Source organism: Corynebacterium sp. TAE3-ERU16 (assembly GCF_019209935.1).
GTDB lineage: Bacteria > Actinomycetota > Actinomycetes > Mycobacteriales > Mycobacteriaceae > Corynebacterium > Corynebacterium antarcticum.
Genome location: NZ_JAHUTN010000010.1, coordinates 1 through 23,280, shown reverse-complemented (window position 1 = coordinate 23,280; position 23,280 = coordinate 1). Strand labels below are relative to the sequence as shown.

General features: G+C 68.9%; 18 protein-coding genes. 4 read left to right on the top strand and 14 right to left on the bottom strand.

The window, feature by feature from the left end; genetic code table 11:
* The first annotated feature begins 103 nt into the window (after positions 1–103).
* Positions 104–655 (top strand): DJ-1/PfpI family protein, encoded by a 552-nt coding sequence (locus KRX55_RS10155; protein ID WP_218407624.1) that lies wholly within the window; start codon positions 104–106, stop codon positions 653–655.
* Positions 656–714: 59 nt separating this feature from the next.
* Here KRX55_RS10155 and KRX55_RS10150 read toward each other — a convergent pair whose 3' ends face one another.
* Positions 715–891, bottom strand: coding sequence for a transposase (locus KRX55_RS10150; protein ID WP_218407623.1), 177 nt, complete (start codon positions 889–891; stop codon positions 715–717).
* A 59-nt stretch (positions 892–950) separates the two neighbouring features.
* Here KRX55_RS10150 and KRX55_RS10145 point away from each other — a divergent pair, with 59 nt between their 5' ends.
* A complete protein-coding gene (locus KRX55_RS10145) occupies positions 951–1,856 on the top strand; it encodes a hypothetical protein (RefSeq protein WP_218407622.1) in 906 nt (301 codons plus the stop codon).
* Between the two features lie 232 nt (positions 1,857–2,088).
* On the opposite strand, the gene ftsY is transcribed toward KRX55_RS10145, so the two are convergent.
* The 12 genes from ftsY to KRX55_RS10085 all read right to left on the bottom strand — a co-directional run bounded on the left by ftsY (position 2,089) and on the right by KRX55_RS10085 (position 19,889).
* The gene (ftsY, locus tag KRX55_RS10140) at positions 2,089–4,107 is read right to left on the bottom strand and encodes a signal recognition particle-docking protein FtsY (RefSeq protein ID WP_255567762.1); all 2,019 of its coding nucleotides are present in this window, start codon (positions 4,105–4,107) and stop codon (positions 2,089–2,091) included.
* 199 nt (positions 4,108–4,306) lie between these two features.
* On the bottom strand, positions 4,307–7,957 hold the full coding sequence (locus KRX55_RS10135) for a hypothetical protein (protein WP_218407621.1): 3,651 nt from the start codon (positions 7,955–7,957) through the stop codon (positions 4,307–4,309).
* Positions 7,958–8,114: 157 nt separating this feature from the next.
* Positions 8,115–11,600, bottom strand: coding sequence for a chromosome segregation protein SMC (smc, locus tag KRX55_RS10130; RefSeq protein WP_218407620.1), 3,486 nt, complete (start codon positions 11,598–11,600; stop codon positions 8,115–8,117).
* Positions 11,601–11,625: 25 nt separating this feature from the next.
* Positions 11,626–12,132 carry a hypothetical protein gene (locus tag KRX55_RS10125; protein WP_218407619.1) on the bottom strand — a complete coding sequence of 169 codons (507 nt, stop codon included), beginning with the start codon at positions 12,130–12,132 and terminating at the stop codon, positions 11,626–11,628.
* The gene (locus KRX55_RS10120; RefSeq protein WP_218407618.1) at positions 12,129–12,422 is read right to left on the bottom strand and encodes an acylphosphatase; all 294 of its coding nucleotides are present in this window, start codon (positions 12,420–12,422) and stop codon (positions 12,129–12,131) included. The genes KRX55_RS10125 and KRX55_RS10120 overlap by 4 nt, the downstream gene beginning before the upstream one ends.
* 130 nt (positions 12,423–12,552) lie before the next feature.
* Complete coding sequence (locus KRX55_RS10115; RefSeq protein ID WP_218407617.1) at positions 12,553–14,028, bottom strand: alanine/glycine:cation symporter family protein; 1,476 nt, start codon at positions 14,026–14,028, stop codon at positions 12,553–12,555.
* Between the two features lie 34 nt (positions 14,029–14,062).
* Positions 14,063–14,947, bottom strand: a complete 885-nt coding sequence (mutM, locus tag KRX55_RS10110; protein ID WP_218407616.1) for a bifunctional DNA-formamidopyrimidine glycosylase/DNA-(apurinic or apyrimidinic site) lyase — start codon at positions 14,945–14,947, stop codon at positions 14,063–14,065.
* A gap of 9 nt (positions 14,948–14,956) precedes the next feature.
* Positions 14,957–15,757 (bottom strand): ribonuclease III, encoded by an 801-nt coding sequence (gene rnc / locus KRX55_RS10105; RefSeq protein ID WP_370625824.1) that lies wholly within the window; start codon positions 15,755–15,757, stop codon positions 14,957–14,959.
* Positions 15,754–16,290 (bottom strand): YceD family protein, encoded by a 537-nt coding sequence (locus tag KRX55_RS10100; protein WP_218407614.1) that lies wholly within the window; start codon positions 16,288–16,290, stop codon positions 15,754–15,756. The genes rnc and KRX55_RS10100 overlap by 4 nt, the downstream gene beginning before the upstream one ends.
* A gap of 72 nt (positions 16,291–16,362) precedes the next feature.
* A complete protein-coding gene (locus KRX55_RS10095) occupies positions 16,363–17,136 on the bottom strand; it encodes a DivIVA domain-containing protein (protein WP_218407613.1) in 774 nt (257 codons plus the stop codon).
* 171 nt (positions 17,137–17,307) lie between these two features.
* A complete protein-coding gene (gdhA, locus tag KRX55_RS10090; protein ID WP_218407612.1) occupies positions 17,308–18,651 on the bottom strand; it encodes an NADP-specific glutamate dehydrogenase in 1,344 nt (447 codons plus the stop codon).
* Positions 18,652–18,824: 173 nt separating this feature from the next.
* The gene (locus KRX55_RS10085) at positions 18,825–19,889 is read right to left on the bottom strand and encodes an esterase/lipase family protein (RefSeq protein ID WP_218407611.1); all 1,065 of its coding nucleotides are present in this window, start codon (positions 19,887–19,889) and stop codon (positions 18,825–18,827) included.
* Between the two features lie 60 nt (positions 19,890–19,949).
* On the opposite strand from KRX55_RS10085, the gene KRX55_RS10080 reads away from it, so the two are divergent.
* On the top strand, positions 19,950–21,122 hold the full coding sequence (locus KRX55_RS10080) for a glycerate kinase (protein ID WP_218407610.1): 1,173 nt from the start codon (positions 19,950–19,952) through the stop codon (positions 21,120–21,122).
* Here the strand turns inward: KRX55_RS10080 and KRX55_RS10075 are convergent.
* Entirely contained in the window at positions 21,092–21,490 is a 399-nt protein-coding gene (locus KRX55_RS10075; RefSeq protein WP_218407609.1) for a hypothetical protein, read from the bottom strand. The genes KRX55_RS10080 and KRX55_RS10075 overlap by 31 nt on opposite strands.
* Positions 21,491–21,521: 31 nt before the next feature.
* Here KRX55_RS10075 and KRX55_RS10070 point away from each other — a divergent pair, with 31 nt between their 5' ends.
* A complete protein-coding gene (locus KRX55_RS10070; RefSeq protein WP_218407608.1) occupies positions 21,522–22,901 on the top strand; it encodes a DUF4921 family protein in 1,380 nt (459 codons plus the stop codon).
* Positions 22,902–23,280: the final 379 nt, after the last annotated feature.

Here is a 23,280-nt window from a genome sequence, read left to right as displayed (position 1 = left end):
ATGCGGAACCCGACACATCCGCTCCCCCGCGCTGCTACGTTGAGGCTCATCGGGCCGGGTACCCGGCCCCGACCCCCACAACCAGCCCCGGGAGGGTTACCCCATGAGCGAGAAGATCCTGATCATCACCGGCGACGGCGGAGAGACCCTCGAGGTCCTCTACCCCTACGAACGGCTCCGCGAAGCCGGATACACCCCGGTCATCGCGGCCCAGAGCACGGACCGCAAGATCCAGCTCGTCGTCCACGACTTCGCCGACGACTTCGACACGTACACCGAGAAGCTCGGCCACATGTGGCCGGCCGACGTCGCCATCGACGACGTCGACCCCGCCGAGTACGCCGGACTCATCATCCCCGGCGGTCGCGCGCCCGAGTACCTCCGGCTCAACGAAAACGTCCTGAACATCGTCCGCGCGTTCTTCGACGCCGACAAGCCGGTCGCCGCGACCTGCCACGGCCCCCTCATCCTCGCGCGTGCCGGCGTCCTCGACGGCCGCGAGTGCGCGGCATTCGGCATGTGTGAACCCGATGTCACCGACGCCGGCGCCACCTACGTCGACGCCGCCGACGTCACCTCCGGGAACCTCGTCACCGCACGGGCCTGGAACGACAACGGCCCGTGGATGGGCGCCTTCCTCAAGCTCCTCGGCTAGGGCGTGTCTCCCGTTCGGCGTAGCCGGGTCAGTGTGGCGCAGAGGATGACGGCGCCGCGTTAGATGATGGCATTCCTGTCGTAGCGGGTGTCCGGACCTCTCCGTTGTTTGACCGGTGCAGAGGACCGCTCGACGATGTTTCGTCCCTTGTGGAGGTCGGCGTCGAAGACCGGGGGTCTGCTGCCCCGGCGCCTTCGCGCGGCGATCGTGCCACTCTCCAGGAGGGAAGAACTCATGGAAAACGCATCTGACCAGAAAATGCGTCCGGCACCCCTCTCATCCCAAAGAGTTGCCGATGTATGCGCGTCTGAACCTGGTGGGGCCTGTGGGGATCGTCGGCATTCACATGGCGCTCACCCATTCACTGCCGACAGACCTGCAACTACCCGCAGGCTGGTGGGGTGCACCGCCGATGCAGGATCACACCGTTGTCAGAAGATACGGCTTGTCTGCAGCTGGTGGCTTGGCAGTCGCCGGCATCATCGCCCCATGGACACACGAGCTGTCCTGGCGGATGCCGCGACGTGCGCGAGTCATCGTCGGCGCGGTTGCGTGGATAGCCGCCACAGTGATTGCGGTGGCTCATGTCAGGTGGGCGGCCAGCTTCGGATTCGAGCGGAATCAGCGCAATTATGCGGGTACCCACGAATACCGGATGTTTTATGGTGTGGCCAATGCTGCATGTATCGGCATCCTCTGGGGAGTGTGGGCGCGCCAACGCGTTATCCCCGCTCTGCTGGCGTGTAGTGCTTCTGCGGTGGTTGTCGGCGTCGCTGTTGCTGTGCTCGCTGTGGATGCACCGACCAACTTGAGTGCGAGTGTGCCTCTGGTGTTTGGTGTCGGACCGGTTGCTGTCCAGGTCATCGTCCCGGTTGTGCTGGCGGGTGTTGTCTTTGTCGCGGGTCAGCTCGCGCGGAAAGCTCGTCATGGTCAAGCTGTGGCGTGGGCTGCTTTGGCCGCGGGGGTTGTCCTGTGGGTGAGCGCGGGGATCATGCGTCCCGGTGCCTTCCCCATGGGAGTGTTGTGGGGCGAAACCCGAACCGGGGTGTTTCCGGATTTTTCTGCAGTGTCTGTGGCACCTGTGTGGATGCCGGTGGAGTGGTTGGAGGTCGTGGCGGTGGGTCTGATGCTGGCAGGGCCGGTGATTTCCAGGAGCATTGCGGCTCGAGCTGATGGACTTGACATATACGGACGACGCTGAGTGCTCGGGCAATCACCTTATTCAGGGGCCGATCTTCAAGAGTGAGGGGAGAGTCTCTTTTCGCTTCAGGAGTCACGAGATGTGAAGGGTCTCGCGAGGATTCGCAGGACCCTTCAGTAGGAGACACGCCCTGGGAGCAGGCACCTCCGCCACCACCGGCGGCCACCTTGAACAACGAGAACCGCCCCGGGACTGTCCCGGGGCGGTTCTCGTTCGTCTGAAGCAGCGGTGGTCAGCCGAGCAGGGCGTCGACGAAGCTCTCCGGCTCGAACGGCGCCAGATGGTCCGCGCCCTCACCGAGTCCGACGAGCTTGACCGGAACGCCGAGCTCCTCCTGGACCTGGAACACGATGCCACCCTTGGCGGTTCCGTCCAGCTTCGTCAGCACCACACCGGTGATGTCGACGACGTCGCGGAAGATCCGGGCCTGGGTCAGGCCGTTCTGTCCGACCGTCGCGTCCAGCACGAGCAGGACCTCGTCGACGTGGGTCTTCTTCTCCACGACGCGCTTGACCTTGCCGAGCTGGTCCATCAGGCCGGTGGAGGTGTGCAGGCGGCCGGCGGTGTCGATGAGCACCACGTCGACGCCCTCGTCGACGCCACGGGCGACGGCGTCGAAGGCGACGGATGCCGGGTCCGCACCTTCCTTGCCGCGCACCGTGCGTGCACCGACCCGGCGCCCCCAGGTCTCGAGCTGGTCCGCTGCTGCGGCACGGAAGGTGTCCGCGGCTCCGAGCAGCACGTTGTGGCCCATCGCCACGAGCACGCGGGCGAGCTTGCCGGTCGTGGTGGTCTTGCCCGTGCCGTTGACGCCGACGACGAGAACCACGGCGGGTTTTCCGTCGGCGGGCATCGCGCGGATCGAGCGGTCCAGTTCTGGCTTGCAGGCCTCGATGAGGGTCTCGCGCAGCATAGCGCGGGCCTCCGCCTCGCTGGACACGCCGCGCGCGGCGATCTTGTCGCGGAGCTGGTCGACGACCCGCATCGTGGTCGGGGTGCCGAGGTCAGCCATGAGCAGCGTGTCCTCGATCTCCTCCCACGCGTCCTCGTCCAGGTCACCGGCGGTGAGGATGCCGAGCACGCCCTGACCGATGACGTTCTGCGACCGCGACAGCTTGCCGCGCAGTTTGCCCAGCCGCCCCTCCGCGGGGGCGATCTCGTCGATGTTGCGCTGCGTGGCGGCGTCCACGGACTCCGACTGCGCGGGTTCCGCGGGGGCGGGCGTCTCGGCGCGCGCGGCCTCGGCGGCCTCGGCGGCGGCCTGTGCGGACTCGGCGGCCTCCGCGGCCTCGATCACGCGCGGATCATCGTCGGTGGCTTCCTCGACGCTCTCCGGTTCCTCCGTGACGTCGGCCTTCTCGTCCTCGGCTGCGTAGGTGTCGGCGTCGACGACATCGGTGTCGTCGGCCAGATCCCGGAAGATCGGGGCTGCCGGTTCAGCGTCGGACGGCTCGGCGGTGGTGTCCGCGGCACCTTCGGGTGCGGTCGCGGCGGAACCGGTCCGGTCGGGTTGCGGGGTCGTGTCCTCCGGGGTGACAGCCTCCGGCTCGTCGTGGGAGACAGCCTGCTCGACGTCGTCCTTCTCATCCACGGGTTCCGGCTCCACCGGTGCCGGGATCGGGGTCACGGACTCGCCGTGCTGAGGGGTCTGTGCCGGGGTCTCCGGAGCGACGGCGTGCTGTTGCACGGGGTGGGCGTCGGAGACAGACTCGGCACCGGCGGGCGGAGCCGGTGTGCGCTGCGGTTCGTCGACGTTCTGTTCCGGTGCGACCTCCGGCCCGGGTTCGGGCGCGGGCTTCGATCCGGGTTCTGGTTTCGCTACGGGCGCCGGAGCCGGTATGGGGCTGACCTGAGGTGCAGGTTCCCCGGCCTGAGGTGTCTGATTCACCCGGTCCCCGGTGGCGGGCTCCCGCCGTGTCTGGTCAGCCGCCGCCTGCTCCCCGGCGGGCTTCTCCGGTGCCACGGCGCCATCACGCTGAACCGGCTCCGGCTCAGCCTTCTTGTCCTTGACGGCGGGGGCGAAGTTGAATCCTCCCTGTGCGGTGTAGTTGCCGGATTTCTCGGCCTGGGTGAGCTCCTTCGGCTCCTCGACCTCCGTGTCCTCACCGAAGCTGATCGTCTTGGCCTTCTTGCGCTTCAGGCCCCAGACGATGAGCAGTACGACGATGAGCGACACCAGCACGATGCCGGCGATGATCTGGTAGGTCGGGTTCGTGGCGAACTGATCCATCACGTTCTGCAGGTTGTCCATGCGTACATGGTTTCACATCCGGGAGGCGTGCGCTCCCGGGGCCTCGCTCATCTCACGGAGATCACCGTGATTCCGGCGGCGGATGGTTCCCCACGCCGTCCGGGCGCACCGGGACACCCGGGCCGGCAACTCTGGCACATCTCCGTGCGCACCCCGCGAAGCCGGATGCCCGGTTCCGCGGGGTCCGTGTTCCCTGCCCCTAGTCCCCGATCCCGGGGTTCGTGACGGCGAGGACCATCGCCTCGGCGGCGATGAGGTCTCCGGTGACGAGGTCCGGGGTGAGGTCGGCGAGGCGGCTCCATCCGGGGGTCGCCGCGGTGAGCAGCTTGGATTTGCCCATCAGCCCGTGGGCGTGCATCCGGGCGGCGAGCGCGAAGACGAGGGACACGACGGGGGCGAGTGCCCAGGTGTTCGCACCGGAGTCGGTGTCCACGCCCTCGAGCTTGTCGAAGCGGACCCGGGCCGAGGAGTAGAGGCGCCTGTTCGCGCCGCGCATCGCCTTCATCAGCGCCGCGGCGGAGGTCACCATCTCGCGGTCGGCGAGCAGGTCGTTGAGATCGTGGCGCTTGTTGAACGTCTCGAACACGGCGAGGAGTCGGGCACTGTCGTCCATGATGGGGCCGGGGACGATCTCGGCCTGGGCGAAGAACATCTTGAGCAGTGATTCCTGCTGCGCCTCGTCCATCTGGGCGATCTGGACGGTGGACCGGTCGATGCACGCGGTGTCGAGGGTGGCGTCGCGGCCGGTGGACAGGGTCTCCACGAGCCGCTTTCCGGCGACGTCCTCGAGCCGGTCGAGCAGCGCACGGAGCCGGGTGCGGGGTTCGCCCGCCTCGACGGCGGCGTGGACGGCGGGGAGCTGCGCCAGGAGTTCCAGGGTGCCGATCCACGCGGTGCGGTGGATCGCGACGGCGGCGTCCCGCGGGTCGGGCACGGGTGCGGTGCCGTGCTCCCCCGCGTCACCGTCGTCTGCACCGGGATCAACGGCGAGTGCGGCGAACGGCCCGTGGACGAGCCCGGAGACGACGACCTTCCCGGGCTGCGCTTCGCCGGGGACGAGGGATGCCGACAGCCCGGCGAGCGCGGCCGCCGGGTTCGCGGCGAGCGCGGTGCTGACCGCTTTTCGGAGCTGGACCGCGCCGACCGCGGCTTCACTGTCCGGATCGGTGGTCACGCCCGTGTCCGGGGTGAATCCGGCGAGGAAGTCCCAGAGCACCGGCATGACGGAGGCGTCGGTGGGCGCGGTCTCGGAATCACCGGAGAGGAATGCGGAAAGTTCGTTCAGCGGCCCACTGCTGCCGGTGTAGTGGCCGGGTTGGGGCGCGGTGAGCGCGGTGGCGCCGGGCACGATCGGTGCGCGCAGCACCGAGAACGGGTCCGCGGAGTGGAGCTGGACGGTGAGTTCACCGGCGCCGACGAAATCGGCGGGGAGCTCGGTGCGCTTGCCGGCGACGGGGATCGTGCGGGCGAACACCCAGGGCGCCGCGGCGGGCCACACCCACGCGCCCAGGGCACGGTCCCGGGCGAGGCCCTCGAACACGAGGTGTCCGTCCTCCACCGTGACGCCGGTGGCGTGGGGTGCGGGGTCGATGAGCGCGAGGTTCACCGACACCCGACGGTCGCTGCGGGGGTCGGTCCACTCGAACTCCATCCGCCCGCCGGGCAGGACGGCGGTGGACGCGGCGAGCTGGGTCATGGGCGCGGTGTAGGTGATCCCGTCCTCGGCGGTGAGCCGTACGGTGCGCAGTGGCGCGCCGTGATGGTTGCGGACGGTGACCTTCGGGTCCCCGAGTTCCCCGGTGGCACGGATGCGGAGTACGCCGCCGGCGTCGAACTGGCGGGGACCGCAGACGAGCCGGGTGGTCCGCCACATCGGGGGCTGGGTGGTCAGGGGTACCTCGAAGGTGAGCCGGGGCGGGGTGAACCGCAGCGGCATCGCGTCGCCTTCGTCGGTGGTGATGACGACGTCACCGCCGGCCTCGTCCGGGGCGACGTGGATGGTGCGCGGCTGCGCGGTGAAGGGCTTGTCCCCGGGCCGGATGGTGCAGCTCGCCTCGCTGAGTCCGCCGGTGGCGGGGATCCGGACGGACCGGCAGGCACCGTGGATGTCGGTGGTGGCGTCGAGTCCCTCGACGATGGCGTACTCGTGGCGGAAGGACTCGTTGCGGGGACCGCGGAGGCGCACGAGGTACTCCCCCACCCACGGCGCGTCGTAGAGCTCGGGGTCGAAGATGTCGAAGACCCCACCCTCGGCGGGGATGATGAGCGGTTCGGCGGGGGCGACCTCGTCGCCGGCGTGCCCGGTTCCGGCGTACGCGGAGATGGACAGCCACCAGGTCTCCTCGGCTCCGGAGACCGTCGGCGGGAACTCGGCCAGCAGTGAGGCGGAGTGGATGGGCAGTCCGCCGAGGCTGCGGAGATCCGCGACGGGGTCCCCGGGGTCGCGGAACATGACGCGCTGCCGGGGGTCGACACAGCGGACGTTGTGCATCGGTGACGGGGTCTGACCCGGGCGCAGGACCTGGAGGGATGCGGCCTGCGAGGAGTCGACGCGGCGGGCGGTCCACCCGGCCCAGCCGTCGACGGCGCGGGAGGAGACGACGGGGATGTCCTCGCCGGTGACCACGTCGACGAGGCGGGAGTCGTCCGGAGTGACGACGATCAGCTCGGGGTGGTGCAGGGACGCGAGGTCGGTGAGGTTCTGTCCCTTGACGGAGAACACCAGGACCGGATCGTCGGAGTCGACGACCGGGACGACCCAGGTGGCGTCGTTCGTGATGTCGGCGACGGTGATCTCCCGGAGCTGGCGTTCGACGTGGAGGTCGAGCAGCTCGGAGAATCCGCCGGTCTCTCCCCAGCTCCGGCCGGTGCGGTAGATCCGGGTGGTGCCCTCGACGGACACACGCCACTGGACCTCGGCGTCCTGGCCCTCGGGCAGCGCCTGTTCGGGCAGCCGGAGGCACACCTTGCCGCGGTGGGCGTCGAAGATGATGCGCGGGGTGTGTTCCCGGGTCGCGACGCCGACGGCGGAGCCCCGGCCCGCGGTTCCGACGGGGCGTTCCCGCAGTTCAGCGGCGACCGCACCGCGCAGAAGCACCGGCAGCGTCACCTTTCCGCGATTGTCCTTTCCGGCGAGGGCCGCGCGCCAACCGCGGGGATCGGTGCGGGTGAGTTCCCTGAGTTCGATGACACCGGCTATGGCATCGGCGAGGATCTCCGGGGCCGCCGCGGCGACGTCTGCGGTGACCGGCAGCGGGGTCTCCGGATCATCGTCCTCGTCGTCTGCGGGGAGATTCTCCGCGTAGCTGCCGTCGGCGAGCATCGACACCGTGTCCGGACCGGTGAGTTCCCGCCCGGAATCATCGAGCGCGTCGAGGAGTTCGAGCAGACCGGGCACCTCGTTGCCGGTGACGCCGGCGTGGGTCGCGAGCAGCAGCACCGGGTCCCCGAGACCGTCCGGGATCCGGAGCCCGACCCGGCGGACGAGATCGACGGTGACCCCGGCGAGTTCTGCGGTGAGGCCGTCCGTGGGGGCCAGACCGAGGCCGTGCAGGTACTCGTCGAAGAAGCTGGAGCGGTCGGTCATCCTCGCGGCGCGCGCGACGAGGGTGACCACGGCGACGGTCGGGGTGACGTCGACGAGACCGGTGATCGTCGCACCGGCCGCCATCTGGCGGGAGAGGAACGTCCCGTAGAAGCGTTCGATGCACTCGATGTCATCGGATTTCAGCCCCGTTCCGGTGACCCGGTCCCGGTCGGCGAGGACCTGTGCGAGTTTCAGTTCGGTCTGGGATGCCCAGCCGAGGAGGGGGTCGTTCAGGTCCGCGATCGGATTGACGCTGCCGCTCATGACGTCGTGTGTGCCCCTTGGAGTGTGCCGGTGGATGGGTTGGTCTGCCGAGCAGACTGTTCGATTCTAGCGCCCCCGTCCGCCGCACGTGCGGACACCATTGAAACCCATGGTCCACACCCCTGAGCAGCAGGTTCGATGCCCAACCTGGGGTCGGTCAGGTCTCATCGGTGTCGTCCCGCGCACGGGTGGCGGGCGACATCCGCTGGCTGATCACGCGGGTGACACCGTCGCCGCGCATGGTCACGCCGTAGAGCACGTTGGCGACGTCCATCGTCGGTTTCTGGTGGGTGATGACGATGAGCTGACTGGACTCGCGGAGTTCCTCGAACAGGTTGATCAGGCGACGCAGGTTGACGTCGTCGAGGGCGGCCTCGACCTCGTCCATGACGTAGAACGGGCTGGGGCGCGCCCGGAAGATCGCCACCAGCATGGCGAGTGCGGTGAGGGACTTCTCCCCGCCGGAGAGCAGCGACAGCCGCTTGACGCGCTTTCCGGGCGGCCGGGCCTCGACCTCGATGCCGGTGGTGAGCATGTCGTCCGGGTCGGTGAGCACCAGCCTCCCCTCCCCGCCCGGGAACAGGGTGGAGAACACGCGGGGGAACTCGTCCTCGACATCGCGCCAGGCGTCGGTGAACAGCTGGAGGATCTTCGCGTCGACCTCCTCGATGACCCCGGTGAGATCCCGTCGGGCCTGCTCCACGTCGGCCAGCTGCGTGGCGAGGTACTCGTAGCGCTCCTCCAGGGCCTTGAACTCCTCGAGGGCGAGCGGGTTGACCTTGCCGAGGGAGGCGAGATCCTTCTCCGCGCGCTTGAGGCGCTTCTTCTCCGCGGCGCGGTCGAAGTCCTCGCCCGGGGTGTAGTCGGCGAGGATGACCTCCACCGTCAGACCCAGCTGCCCGGTGATCTGTTCCTCGGCCTGTTCGATGCGCACCTGTGCCTGGCTGCGGGCGATGTCGGAGGCGTGTGCCGTGTCGGTCAGCCGGTTGAGTTCCATCCGTGCGGCGTTCACCGCATCCTTGGCACGGGCGAGCCGTGTTGTGACGTTGGCCCGGGCCGTGTTGAGTTCGTCCCGCCGGGCCGCGGCCCGAGCGGTGGCGTCCGCGGTGCGGTCCGCGACCTCCCGGGCACCGCGTTCCACGGCGGCCGCGAGTTCGGCCGCCGCCCGACGGGCGGCCATCGCCCTCTCGTGCCGGGCCTTGGCCTGCCGTTCGTGCTCGGCCTGACGGCGCAGCGCGTCGCCTCTCCCCCGCAGCTGCCCGGCGCGTTCCTCGGCCGTCCGCAGTGCGAGGCGGGCCTCGACCTCCATGGCCTTGACCTGTGCGAGCGCGGAGGCGGCCTCGTCCCGGGCCGCGGTGGAGGGCTCGTCGGGTTCATCGGTGTCCTCGACGCGGGTCAGGCGGTCGAGGGTCTCCTCGAGCTGTCCGGCCAGTTCGTTCCGGCGGAGTTCCGCTGCGGTGACGCGCGAGGCCATGCGCTGGTGTTCGGCGCGCGCCGCTTCGTGGCTCCTGGCCAATCGGGTCGCATCCCGGTTGAGGGTCTCGAGGTCGCGGTCGTGCTCACGGAGCGCGGCCTTCGCCGCCGCGGCGTCGACCCGCGCCTCCTCGGCCGCGGTCGCGGCGCCGGAGAGGGTGCCTGCGAGCTCGGAGAGTTCCGCCTCCGCGGTGGCGAGTTCCCCGCGGGCGGCGTCGATCTGCGCGGTGATCTCCACGGCGGTTCCGACCCCCTGTCCGAGGGTCAGCCACCCGTGGCCGCGCAGTGTGCCGGCGCGGGTGACGGCCTTCAGCCTGGGGTCGTCGCCGACGGCCTTCCGGGCCGCGGTGTCGTCGTCGGCGAGGACGACGTCGACCAGGAGCCTCACGACGGCGGTGCGCACGCCCGGGTCGAGGTCCAGGTGGTCGAGGAGCCAGGTGCATCCGGCCGGCAGATCGGTGTCGAGGCGCCAGTCCCCGCTCCCGGCACCGGTCGTGTCGATGAGTGTGGTGCGGGGGATGTCGGCGCCGTCGAGTTCCCCGAGGACGGAGTCGTCGATGTCGCCGGCGACGGCCTCCGCCACGGGGCCGAGGGCCGCGGCGACGGCCTTCTCCGTTCCCGGTTCCGGGCGGATGAGGGTGGCCAGAGGTGCGAAGCCGTCCCCGAGTATCTCGGCTGCGTCGACGGTGGGCACGGTGGATTCGAGGGTGTCGATCCGCGAGGTCAGGGACGACACCCGGCGTTCCAGGGCGCGTTCGGCGTCGCGCAGCTGGTCGAGTCTCGCCTCGGCGGCCTGTGCCTCGGCGGATGCCCTGGTGTGCGCCTGTTCCAGTGGTTCGCGGTCGGTCGACGAGCTCTCGATCCGGGAGGCGATGGCCTCGGCCTCCGCGCGGGCGGCGTCCGCCCTCCCGAGGGTCTCCTCGAGCTGCTCGGTGAGCCGTTCGATGTCGGCGTCGGCGGCCTCGATCCGGCTGCGCTGGGATTCCTCGGCGGCGAGGAGCCTGACCACGCCCTCCCGCCGGTCGGCGATGGCGCGCATCTGGGCGAGGTGTTCGCGTTCGAGTTCGCGGGCGGTCTGTTCGCGCTCCTCGACCTCCTCCCGGATGGACTCGAGGCGCTCGGCCGCCATCTCCACGGCCTCCTCGAGACCGGCGAGTTCCTCGTCGGCGCGCTCGGCGCGGCGGGCCAGGTCATCGGGGTCGGGTCCGGAGTATCGGATGTCGGAGACCTGGTTCGCGGCGCGATCGGCGGCGATACGCACCGTCGCGGAGACGCGTTCGGCCAGTGCGGACAGGGTGAACCACAGGTTCTGGGCGGCCTCGACCTCGGGCGTGATCCGGGCGAGTTCCTCCTCGAGTTCGAGCTGCCTGCCGGTGTCCTCCTCCAGTTGTTCGGTGACGTCGCGGACCCGGGCCGCGAGCAGCTCCGCCTTCGCCTCCGCGTCCTCGGCGTCGGCGCGCAGCCGCACCAGCTGGTCACCGGCGAGCCGGAGGCGGGCGTCCCGCAGTTCGGCCTGCACCGTCGCCGCGCGCTTCGCGGCCTCCGCCTGCCTGGCCAGTGGCTTCAGCTGACGTTTGAGTTCGCCGGTGAGGTCGGTGAGCCGGTCGAGGTTGGCCTGCATGCCGACGAGCTTGCGGTGGGCCTTCTCCTTGCGTCGCCGGTGTTTGAGCACGCCGGCCGCCTCCTCGATGAAGGCGCGCCGCTCCTCGGGCCTCGCCTCGAGGATCTGGGCGAGGCGCCCCTGCCCGACGATGACGTGCATCTCGCGGCCGATACCGGAGTCGGACAGCAGCTCCTGGATGTCCATCAGTCGGGCTCTCGTCCCGTTGATCTCGTACTCGCTCGCGCCGTCGCGGAACATCCGCCTGGTGACCGAGACCTCGGAGTAGTCGATGTCGAGGGCACCGTCGGCGTTGTCGATGGTGAGGGTGACCTCGGCGCGGCCCAGCGGTTTGCGGTCGCCGGCGCCGGCGAAGATGACGTCCTCCATCTTCCCGCCGCGCAGGGTCTTCGCGCCCTGCTCCCCCATCACCCACGCCAGCGCATCGACGACGTTGGACTTACCGGATCCGTTCGGGCCGACGACGGCGCAGATGCCGGGTTCGAATTTCAGGGTCGTCGCAGACGCGAAGGACTTGAATCCCTTGAGCGTCAGCGATTTCAGATGCACCGGAAAATAGTAACACCGGCCCCGGTCAGCGGTTTCGGGTGAGTTCCCCCGGTTCCAGCTCGTCGAGGAGCACGATCCTCCGGTCCCCCAGATCATGGGCGAGAGTGGCGTCGACGGCGGCCAACCGCGCCTCCAGGGTGCACGGGCCGTCCGTTCCCGGGAGGGTTCCGGCGACGAGCGCGAGCCGGACCTCGGTCCCGGTCTCCTGCACGACGGGTCGGACCCCGAAGCAGCGCGTGGTCCCGGTCATCCCGGCGATCCGGATGGTCCGCTGGTCGAGGACCGCATGGTCCTCGATGCGGGCGGCGTGCTCGTCGTGCATCCCGTCGGACGGGGTGTCCACGAGGTACTCCGCGAGGGGCACCACACCGGTTCCCGGGTCGTCGTCTTCAGCCGGGAGGTCGGCGACCGGACCGGTCGAGGGGGCGGGGCCGGAAGGAGCGGTGTCGTCGGCGCGCGGCGAGCATCCGCAGAGCGCAGCTGCGGCTGCCGCAACCGCGGCGAGCGTGAGTGACACCGTCAGCCGACTCATCGTTCGGTGAATCCCGATTCTCCCCGGGGTTCGGACCACTGGTCGATCACCTTGTCGACCCGGCCGGGGCGTCGGGTGGTGCTGGGCTGCTCGGCGAGCCGACCGAGGAGGGCGACGCACGCCTGTTCCTCCCCCTCCGCGATGACGAGCACGCGCCCGTCCGGATAGTTGCTCGCGGAACCGGCCAGCCCGAGCTCCTTCGCCTGGCAGCGGGTCCACCAGCGGAACCCCACCCCCTGGACATGCCCGTGAACCCACGCCGTCAGCCTCGTCCGATCCCCTGCACCCATCGTTTCCGTCCTCCGTGACCATCATCGTGGTGAAGATCTGTCCTGCGGATCACTGTACCGGGCGGCGGGACGCGGAGAGGGGCACCGCCCGACGTACGGGACGGTGCCCCTCCGGGGGAGATCGCTGCGCCTACCTCACACGGCGGGAGACCTCGTCGTAGCGCTCGTCGCGCTGGAGGACCGCGTCGGTGCCGTCCCAGCACTCCATGTTCTCCCAGCCACGGAGCCGCGGAAGGTCATCGCGGTGGAACACGGGGTTGAGGCCCTTCGCCCGCTGCTCCGAGAAGTGCCTGAGAAGTGCCACGGCGACACCGCCGAGCGGGATGATGGCGATGAGGTTGGCGGTGGCCATCAGCCCGGAGAACGTGTCCGCGAGCGCCCACACGAGCGGGACGGATCCGAGTGCGCCACCGAACACGCAGAGGACCACGAGAGCCCGGAAACCGTTGAGCACGGTCTTCGACCCGGTGAGGAACTCGATGTTCGTCTCCCCGTAGTAGTAGTTGCCGATCACGGAGGAGAACGCGAGGAAGATGATGATCACGGTGAGGAAGTGGATGCCCCAGGTACCGACGCTGTCGGCGAGGGCATTCTGCGTGAGCTCCATGCCGCCACGCGTGTCGTCGTAGTCGGGCTTCGACAGCAGGATGATGAACGCGGTGACGGAACAGACGACGATGGTGTCGAAGTAGACGCCCAGGGTCTGGATCAGCCCCTGCTTCGCCGGGTGCGAGACCGTCGCGGTGGCCGCTGCGTTCGGCACCGAACCCATACCGGCTTCGTTGGAGAACAGGCCCCTGCGGACGCCGTTCATGATGACGGTACCGATCGCGGCACCGGTCACCGACCGGAATCCGAAGGCCTCCGCCCAGATGTTGGCGACCATTCCGGGGACCTGCCCGATGTGGATGACCACGACGATGATGCCGACGATGATGTAGGCGACCGCCATGACGGGGACGATGATCTGGGTGACAGCGCCGATGCGCTGGATCCCACCGAAGATGACGGCCGCGGTGACCAGCGCGAGAACGGCACCGACGATGATCTTGACGACCACCGGATTCGATGCCTCGAAGGACGTGGTCATCGAGTCGGCGATGGAGTTGGACTGCACGGCGTTGAACACGAAGCCGTAGGTCAGGGTGATGAGCACGGCGAAGATGACCGCCAGCCAGCGCCATCCGAGGGCCCTCGTGATGTAGTAGGCGGGGCCACCCCGGAAGGAGTCCCTGTCCCGCACCTTGTACACCTGCGCCAGCGTCGACTCGACGAACGAGGTCGCCCCGCCGACGACGGCGAGCGTCCACATCCAGAACACCGCACCGGGGCCGCCCATCGCGATGGCGATCGCGACGCCCGCGACGTTTCCGGTACCGACCCGGGAGGCGGCCGAGACGGTGAACGCCTTGAAGGCGGAGATGTTCTTCCTGCCCTTTTCGACGGGTGTCCGCTCCACGATCGAGCGGAACATGTCCGGGATGAACCGGATCTGGACCACGAGGGTGGTCCAGCAGAAGTAGAGCCCCGCCCCGATGAGCAGGACGAGCACGAATTGCCAGTAGAAGTCGTTGAACTTGCCGATGAAGTTCTGAAGTTGTTCCATGCGGAGAAACGTTAACCCAAAACTGGGGAAAAAGTCAGTATCTGCGTTGGCAGTTGCCGCAGAAGTGGCTGGAACGGTTCATGAAGTGCTCGCGCCGGATCGTGAACCCGCAGCGCACACACGCTCTTCCCGCTTGCCCGTAGACGTTGAGCGAACGATCAAAATAGCCTGAATCGCCGTTCACGTTCACGTACAACGCATCGAACGAGGTTCCGCCCTGGGCCAGCGCGTCACGCATGACGCCGACTCCGGCGCCCAACAGGTCGCCGATCCGCGTCACCGACATTCGTGAGGCACGCTGTCGGGGATGGACCCGGGCCCGCCACAGCATCTCGTCGGCGTAGATGTTGCCGATCCCGGAGACGATATCCTGGGCGAGCAGCAGCCGTTTGATCTCGGTGTCCCGGGCTTTCAGGGTTCGCGCCACGGCACCGAAGTCGAGATCAGGTTCGAGCAGGTCGGGGGCGATGTGGGCGACCCGGAGCGGCACTTTCCGTGGTGCCGTACCGGGCGTGGCCGGTCGCCCGCACACCAGGGGCCCGGTGGACCAGTATCCGAAGGTCCGCTGATCGACGAACCAGACCTCCCGCCCGTCATCGAGGACGGCGCGGGCCCGCAGATGTCTCCGGTTCGGATCGTCGGTTCCCGCACCGGGATCCTTGATCAGCATCTGTCCACTCATGCCGAGATGCACCAGAAGCGCGGTCTCTCCAGGTTCGAGGACCAGCCAGAGGAACTTGCCCCGGCGTTCGACGGAGGCGACGGTGCGCCCGGTGAGCGCCGCCGACACCTCGGCCGCGCCGCCGGGATTGTTCCGCGCCGCGCGCGGGTGGCACACCTCGGCCCGACTGACCCGGCAGTCGGTGACCAGGCGGGCCAGTCCTGACCGGACCGTCTCCACCTCGGGTAACTCAGGCATGGACGGTGCTCAGGAATGCTTCCGGCCGGACGCCGCCTCCCGGGCGACGGTCTCGGGCGAATCGGGCCCGAAGTCGAGCTCGTCGCGCAGCCGCGCGTACGCGATCGCCGCGGCGTCCTGCTCGGCGGTCTTCTTGCTCGACCCGTGTCCGGCACCGAGATCCCTGCCTGCGACGGTGATCCGCGCGGTGAACTGACGGTCGTGGTCCGGGCCCTCGGAGGTGACGGAGTACTCCGCCATGGGCAGTTTCCGCTCCGCGAGGCGTTCCTGCAGGGAGGTCTTCCAGTCGTTGTGCATGCCCGTCGCGGCGGCCGTCTCGATGAGGTGGGAGAACAGCCGGAGCACCACGGAGCGGGCGACCTCGAACCCGTGCTCGAGGTAGATCGCGCCCAGCAGTGCCTCGGTCGTGTCGGCGAGGATCGAGTCCTTGTCGTCACCCCCGCTGGCCCGTTCCCCCTTGCCGAGGAGGATGAACCGACCGAGGCCGATGTCGCGGGCGACCTCGGCGAGTCCGTACCGGCTCACGATGGAGGCGCGCATCTTGGAGATGTCACTCTCCGAACGCGTCGGATGCAGCTGGTAGAGCCTGGCCGCGACGGAGAGGCCCAGGACCGAGTCACCGAGGAACTCGAGGCGCTCATTGTTGGGCAGGTGCCCGTTCTCGTTGGCGAAGGACCTGTGCGTCAGTGCGAGCCGCAGCAGCTCCTCCGGGAGGTCGACACCGAAGCTCGCCAGCAGGGGCGTGTGGTCGACGGCGGCGAAGGATCTCTGGAGCGCCTCCACACCGGTGAGACGTTTTCTGGAGGTCACAGGAACTTCTCCAGACCGGCCCAGCGGGGATCCGGGAGGTTCTTCTCGTCCCTCCCCGACACCCCGTCGGGTTCCGGGGTGCGCTCGGAGTCGCATTCGCCGATGCCGAAGTAGTCGCAGGTCGGTGAGAAGGGCAGGTTCAGCCCGACCACATCGGTGAGCGCCTGCTGGATGTCGAGTTCCGTTCCCTCGATGCGCGGCGGGTTCTCCTCCGCGTCATCGTCCGCGGAATCGCCCCTGACGAAGTCGTCGGAGGCCGCGAACACCTCGTTCACGTGGAAGGAGTGCTCGACGTCCAGGGGGCGGAGACAGCGGGCGCATTCGCCGGTGAGTGGTGCGGTGACCGTGGCGTCGACGAGGACGGCGTCACCGAGGGGTGAGAGGAAGGCGTCGACGGTGACGTCGGCGCCTTCGGCGATGGCGACCAGGGGTAGCCCTATCCGTAACGGACTCGGGCCGGTCTGGGTGCACTGTGTCGGGGTGGCCGAGGAGCGCAGCAGTGCTGCGACATCAAATACAAATGGTGAGTTCATGACGTCCCACAGCCTACCCTCTGGGCGGACAACCGCCCAGATCGCCGGAACCCGCGGGGAACCGGGCCGGAGCTACTCCTCGTAGCCGCGGGCGGAGTAGCGGGTGCCGCGTTCGGGGCGCTCGGGCCGGTCCCGGTGCTCGGGACGCTCACCGCGGCCGGCGGCACCGGCTCCGCGGCGCAGCGCGGCGCGATCCTTGGACACGCTCCGCAGCGTCGCGGACAGTGATTCCTCGAACTCGGCGAGCTTCGAGTCGACGAAGGCGTCGCATTCGCCGCGCAGCCGGTTGGAGTCGGCGTGGGCGGAGTCGACGATCCGGTGGGCCTCCTCGTTCGCCCTACGGACGACCTCGGACTCGCTGACCAGCCGGTGCTGCTCCGCGAGCCCCTCGTCGACGCTGCGCTGGTAGGTCTCGTTACCCTTGGCCACGAGACGTTCCGCCTCGGCGTTGGCGCGGTCGACCGTCGCCTCCGCCTCACGCCGCGCATCAGTCACGAGACGCTCGGCCTCCTCCTCCGCGCGGGCGACGAGGAGGTTGGCGTGGTTCTCCGCGTCGGCGACCATGGCGTCGGCGTCCGTGCGTGCCGTGGACACCAGTGCGGAGGCCTCGTTCTCCGCCTCGGTGACCAGGTACTCCGCCTGCTCCTCGGCACCGCGGATGAGGTCATCCCGCTTGTCCAGGACGTCCTGGGCGTCATCGACCTCCTGCGGCAGGGCCTCGCGGAGGTCATCGAGGAGCCGGAGCATCTCCGTCCGGGGCACGAGGCAGTTCGAGGACATCGGCACGCCGTAGGCCTGCTCCACGGTGGCGTTGAGCTCGTCAAGGGATTCAAATACGCGGTACATGCCACATACGGTACCCAACAATCGACGCCGGGGAGTGAGGACACAGTACGGTTCCTGCAGCCCGTCCACCCACGGACGTGAAACGACCCCGTTCCCGGATTCCCGCCATGACTGGCGGGCCGGTGAACGGGGTCGTCGCGGTGATCACGGATGTGATCCCCGGGGGTCGGACTAGATGACGCCCTGGGCGATCATCGCGTCGGCGACCTTCTTGAAGCCGGCGATGTTGGCGCCGATGACGTAGTCACCCTCGTGGCCGTACTCGCGGGCGGTCTCGTCGCAGAGACGGAAGATGTTGCTCATGATCTCGTGCAGACGCTTGTCGGTGTACTCGAAGGTCCAGGAGTCGCGGCAGGCGTTCTGCTGCATCTCCAGAGCGGAGGTGGCGACACCACCGGCGTTGGCGGCCTTACCGGGGCCGAAGTGGACACCGCGCTCGCGGTAGACCTCGACGGCGTCCGCGGTGGAGGGCATGTTGGCGCCCTCGGCGACGAACCTGCAGCCGTTGTCGGCGAGCTTGGCGGCGTGCTCGCCGTCCAGCTCATTCTGGGTGGCGCAGGGCAGGGCCACGTCGCACGGGAGATCCCAGATGGAACCGTCGGTGTGCAGGGTCGTGCCCTCAACCTCGTCGACGTACGCGGAGATGCGCTCGCGGCGGACCTCCTTGACGTCCTTCAGCTTGGCGACGTCGACACCGTTGGGGGTCTCGACCCAGCCGGAGGAGTCGGAGAACGCGATGACGGTCGCGCCGAGCTCCTGGGCCTTCTCGATGGCGTAGATGGCGACGTTTCCGGAACCGGAGACGATGACCTTCTTGCCCTCGAAGGACTCACCGTGGGCGGCGAGCATCTCCTTGGTGAAGTACACCAGACCGTAGCCGGTGGCCTCGGTGCGGACGAGGGAGCCGCCCCAGGTCAGGCCCTTGCCGGTGAGGACACCGGACTCGTGCTGGTTGGCGAGACGACGGTACTGACCGAAGAGGTAGCCGATCTCGCGGCCACCGACCCCGATGTCACCGGCGGGGACGTCGCGGTACTCGCCGATGTGGCGGTGCAGCTCAGTCATGAAGGACTGGCAGAAGCGCATGATCTCGGCGTCGGACTTGCCCTTGGGGTCGAAGTCGGAGCCGCCCTTGCCGCCACCGATGGGGAGACCGGTGAGGGAGTTCTTGAAGATCTGCTCGAAGCCGAGGAACTTGATGATGCCGACGTTGACCGACGGGTGGAACCGAAGGCCGCCCTTGTACGGGCCGAGCGCCGAGTTGAACTGGACGCGGAAGCCGCGGTTGACGCGAACCTTGCCCTGGTCATCGGTCCACGGCACACGGAAGATGAGCTGACGCTCGGGCTCGCAGAGACGCTCGATGAGGCCCTCCGCCGCGTAGTGCGGATCCTTCTCCAGGATGATCTTCAGGGAGTCGAGGACCTCGGCGACGGCCTGGTGGAACTCAGCCTCACCGGGGTTTCGGTTGAGCACCGTGTTGTAGTACTGGGAAACCTGTTCGTCAACGTTCATGTGGCTATATTCCTTGTCTCCGCGACCCGGTTACGACAGGGGACGGACTGCGCCGTCCCGAGACCGGTTCCCCGTTTCGCCGTGCGGCGGGACGGGGATGTCCGGGACCCCGTGGGTCGCGGTGCTGCGACGGGGTTTACTCCAGTCTTGACTGGCAATACCTGTCGCGCAACTCAAAATTGTGTGCCATAGATCACACCCTCCCGATTATGTGGCATACCCTGCAGTTTTCCGAGATTCGACTCCACCGCGATGGGCAGGATCGTTGCCCCGAGAGGCACCGGAACGCAGGAAACCTCCCCCTCCCCACCCCCGGCCTGCCAATCGACCAACAGGTATTTGACGAGGGCCACCACGGTGGGGTTGTAGGGCATGAACATGTGCCCACCGAGGTTCGCCGGACAGAGATCCTGCAGCACGATGTTCCGGGTCCGGTCACCCCGTATCGCCTGCAGGTCTTCGCGCCACATCATCTCGTCGAAACGGGTGGACACGGTCACGTAGGCGGGACCGGGGACCGTCTCCCCAGCCGCGTTGAGCTCCGTCAGGAACGGCGACCCGACGAGCAGGTCCTGCAGCGCCGGGGACAGCACCGCGTCCCGGAACGGCTGCGGGATCAGGGGGAGCACGCGGGTCAGTCCGTCCGGTCCACCTCCCCGGGTGGGGGAAGCCAGGCCGATCCAGGTCGCTGTATGTTCCCCGCCGTCGATGACGTTCGTCCAGTACCGTGCGACGGTCGCCCCCTGGGAGAAACCGATCAGGGAGACCTTCCGCGCACCGGAGGACCGGAGCGCCGCGGTGACCGTGGCATCAAGCTCGGCCGCCGATTCGGTGATCGGGCGCCACCCGAACCCGTCATCACGTCCGGGACCACGTCCGTAGTCCAGCCCGTAGACGCACCAACCTTCATCGGCCAGTTCGGCACCGAGAAGTGAGTAGTCCGCGTAGAGCGTCGAATCCGTGCCGTGGACGAGCACCACCGCCTGCTCCCGCCCCGGGGAGACCCGGCACCCCGGATCATTGACCCCCTCCGGGACCAGGGGCGGATACCCCAGCGCCCGTTCCACGGACCTCGCCGCGGCCAGGTCCGTGTTCCGGGGCCCGGTCGTCCCGTTGCCCTCCACCGGAGGGTCGGGCACCCCGGCCGCACCGACTCCCCCGCCCGTTAAACTGACCACACCGGCGAGCAGTACCGCGGCGACCATCCGTGAACCGGATGCGATCCAGCTGAATTCCATGACCCCCACAGTAGCGTCCGTGACGCCGGACCGGACAGACCCGAACAGGTGGAGAACCCCGTGACCGAACCGAACACACCGACCGGCACCACCCCGGGGCCGACCGTGGTCCTGGCCCCCGATTCCTTCAAGGGCACCGCCACCGGAGCCCAGGCCGCGGAGTGGATCGGTGCCGGATTCACCGAGATCTGTCCTGACGGGGAGATCATCCTCGTGCCGATGGCCGACGGCGGTGAGGGTACGGCCTCCTGCTTCAGTGGCGAGGTGTGCGTACTCCCGACGGTCACCGCCGCCGGACGCCTCACGGAGGCCTCCTACGTCTTCGACGCCACCGGCGGAGGGACCGGGGTCCCGCAGGCCTACATCGACGTCGCGGCAGCCTCCGGGCTCCCGGCGGTCGCGGACACCCCGGTGCCCGGCACGGGTGACACCTTCGGGACGGGCGTGCTCATAGCGGACGCGGTCTCCCGCGGTGCGGTGCACATAGTCCTGGGGCTCGGTGGATCCGCGACCGTGGACGGTGGGACGGGGATCCTCATCGCCCTCGGTGCACAGCCCCTCGACGCCGCGGGGCGGGCACTGCCCCAGGGGGGTGAGCACCTCGCGGAGCTGGCGGACATCGACACCGCACAGCTGAATGTGCGGGCCGCCGCCGTCGAGTGGACCCTCCTCGCCGACGTCACCGCACCGGTCACCGGCCCAGAGGGAGCCGCCGCGGTGTTCGGTCCGCAGAAGGGCGCGGACCCCGAACTGATCGGACGGCTCGACGCCGGCCTCCACCATTTCTGCGACTTCGCCGGCATCGACCCGGGAACCCCCGGTTACGGTGCCGCCGGAGGAATCCCCGTGGGCCTGCACTGGTTGAGCTCCGTCGTCACCGGCGGTGAACCGCGCGTGCGCCTGCGCCCGGGGGCGCGGACCGTCGCAGACGCCGTGGGGCTACCCGGCTTCTCCGCCGACGCCGATCTCGTCGTCACCGGCGAGGGACGGGTCGACGGACAGAGCTTCACCGGCAAGGTCGTGGGAACGGTCCTCGACATCGCGGGCCGGACCGGGACCCCGGCCGCGGTCGTCGCCGGAGAGATCCGTACCGACCTGCCCGAGGGAGTGATCGGCATCGAACTCGGCCCGCGGGACGGCGTCGAGGATCCGCACCGGACCGAGACCCGGTTGCGGGAGGCGGGTCGCCAGCTGGCGGAACGCTACCTGGCGACCCGGACCGACCAGGGGTAGGTGGCGGGCCGCTCGTACAGCGCCTCCTGTTCCAGCAGCACGCGGTCCCGCGGCAGAACGGCGGGCGGTGTCAGCAGCCGGGACAGGGTCATCGCCAGCTGATTCACCGACCCGCGGACCCCGTCCAGCTGGATCCGGTAGCGACAGACCGAGGCATCGGCCATGTCGAGGTCCGCATGTTCCACACGGTAGATCCTCCGGAGCTCCGCCTCCAGATCCGGGTCAACACGCGGTGAAGGGTCGAGGACGACGCTCGCGGCCTCGATCTCACCGGCCTCGACGAGCTCATCGGTCGCGCGACTGAAGCGCTCGGACAGACCGTCCGCATCCGTGTCGGGAACCAGGCAGTCAAAAACTATCGTGGGCATGCCGCCACACTAGCGAATATTCTGGAGAATTATGAGCCCCTATTTTCCCACCCGACAGACGCCGCTCACGACAATGGCGGACGGGACGATCAAGCAGGTCAACCCGTTCACCGGCACGGAGGTGTGGACGGTCCCCGGACGTGGAAACCGACCCCTGTCGGTTCCCGCCGCCGCCACGACCCCCCTCTCGGAGATCGACACCGACCACCACTGTGCCTTCTGCCCCGGCAACCTGCTGCTGACTCCCCCGGAGAAGGCACGCATGGTGCGTACCGGGGGTACACACGCGGACCACACCGCCGGTGACGGCGATGGGTGGGAGATCGTCACGGGGCTGCTCCCCCACCAGCTGCACGACACCACCGCGGAGTTCCGCCGGGTCCCCAATCTCTTCGAGATCGTCTCCTACGACTACTGGCGGGCGAACTACGGATTCATCATGGATTCCGCCACATCCGCCCGCATGGCCGCCTACATCGCGGACACCGAGGGGCGGGAACACGTGCGCCGGACCGTCGAGACCAGGCTCCGGGCGTCCGGGGTGCTCGGCGCCGACGAGGTCGCGGACCTCACCGAGTCCGATCTCCTGGAGCGCGCGGGTGGGTTCTTCGCCGGCGGGCACGACATCATCATCGCCCGCAACCACTTCGCGCCGGGGGCCACGGACACGGGCCAGCTCGCGTCCTCGGGCACGCTCACCCCGGACGAGCACGCAGCACTCATCCGGTTCACGATCGCCGCGGCGGCCGACCTCTACAACCGCAACCGCTACACGCCGTACGTGGCCGTGTTCCAGAACTGGCTCAAGCCCGCGGGCGCCTCCTTCGACCATCTGCACAAGCAGCTCGTCGCCATCGACGAGCGTGGCGTGCAGGCCGACACGGAGATCGCGCAACTGCGCGCCAACCCGAACATGTACAACGAGCTGGCGGTGGACTACGCCGGCTACCACAACCTCACCATCGCGGAGAACGACCACGCGATCTGCTTCGCCGGTATCGGACACCGCTACCCGACCCTGGAGATCTACTCGAAGTCCGCGACACCGGAACCCTGGCTGCAGTCCGACGAGGAGGTCCGCGCGATGAGCGATCTCATCCACGCGTGCCACGCCGCCGCCGGCCCCGACGTCCCGTGCAACGAGGAGTGGCACCACAAGCCCATCGACCTGGACATGCCGATGCCGTGGCGTGTCGTCATCAAGTGGCGGGTGTCCACGCTCGCGGGCTTCGAGGGCGGCACGAAGATCTACCTCAACACCATCTCCCCCCAGTCGATCAGGGACCGGATGGTGGCGGCGATGTACCGCCTGCGTGACGACGGCGCCATCGCCCCGGACCTGAGGATCGCCACCGAGTGCCGGCTGGAACGCAACAGCCTCCGGTACAACCCGTTCCTCAGCGGGCACTGAACGCACCCCGCACACCCCACCGGCCGGTGGCGGATTTCACTCGCGACCCCCGACCCGGTGTCCCCGGGTGTCCGGGACGGACCGTGAAAAGTCCCCGACCCGGACCCGTTCGTCCGGTATATCTGAACTACCGGGTACCGTCACGTTATCCGGAACGGAACCCCTGGTGACCATTTCCGGTGACCGGCACGACCCGTGGTGGGGGGGGCCGGGGGGGGGGGGCCCCCCCCCCCCCCCCCCCGGGCCCGGGCCGCCCCCCTAGAGAGTCTTATAGTTTGGCGAAAACACACAACAGCGGGTACCCGACGGCGAGTTTAACCCCCCCCCCCCCCCCCCCCGCGGGGGGGGGGCGCGCCGCCGCGGCCCCGCCCGCGGGGGG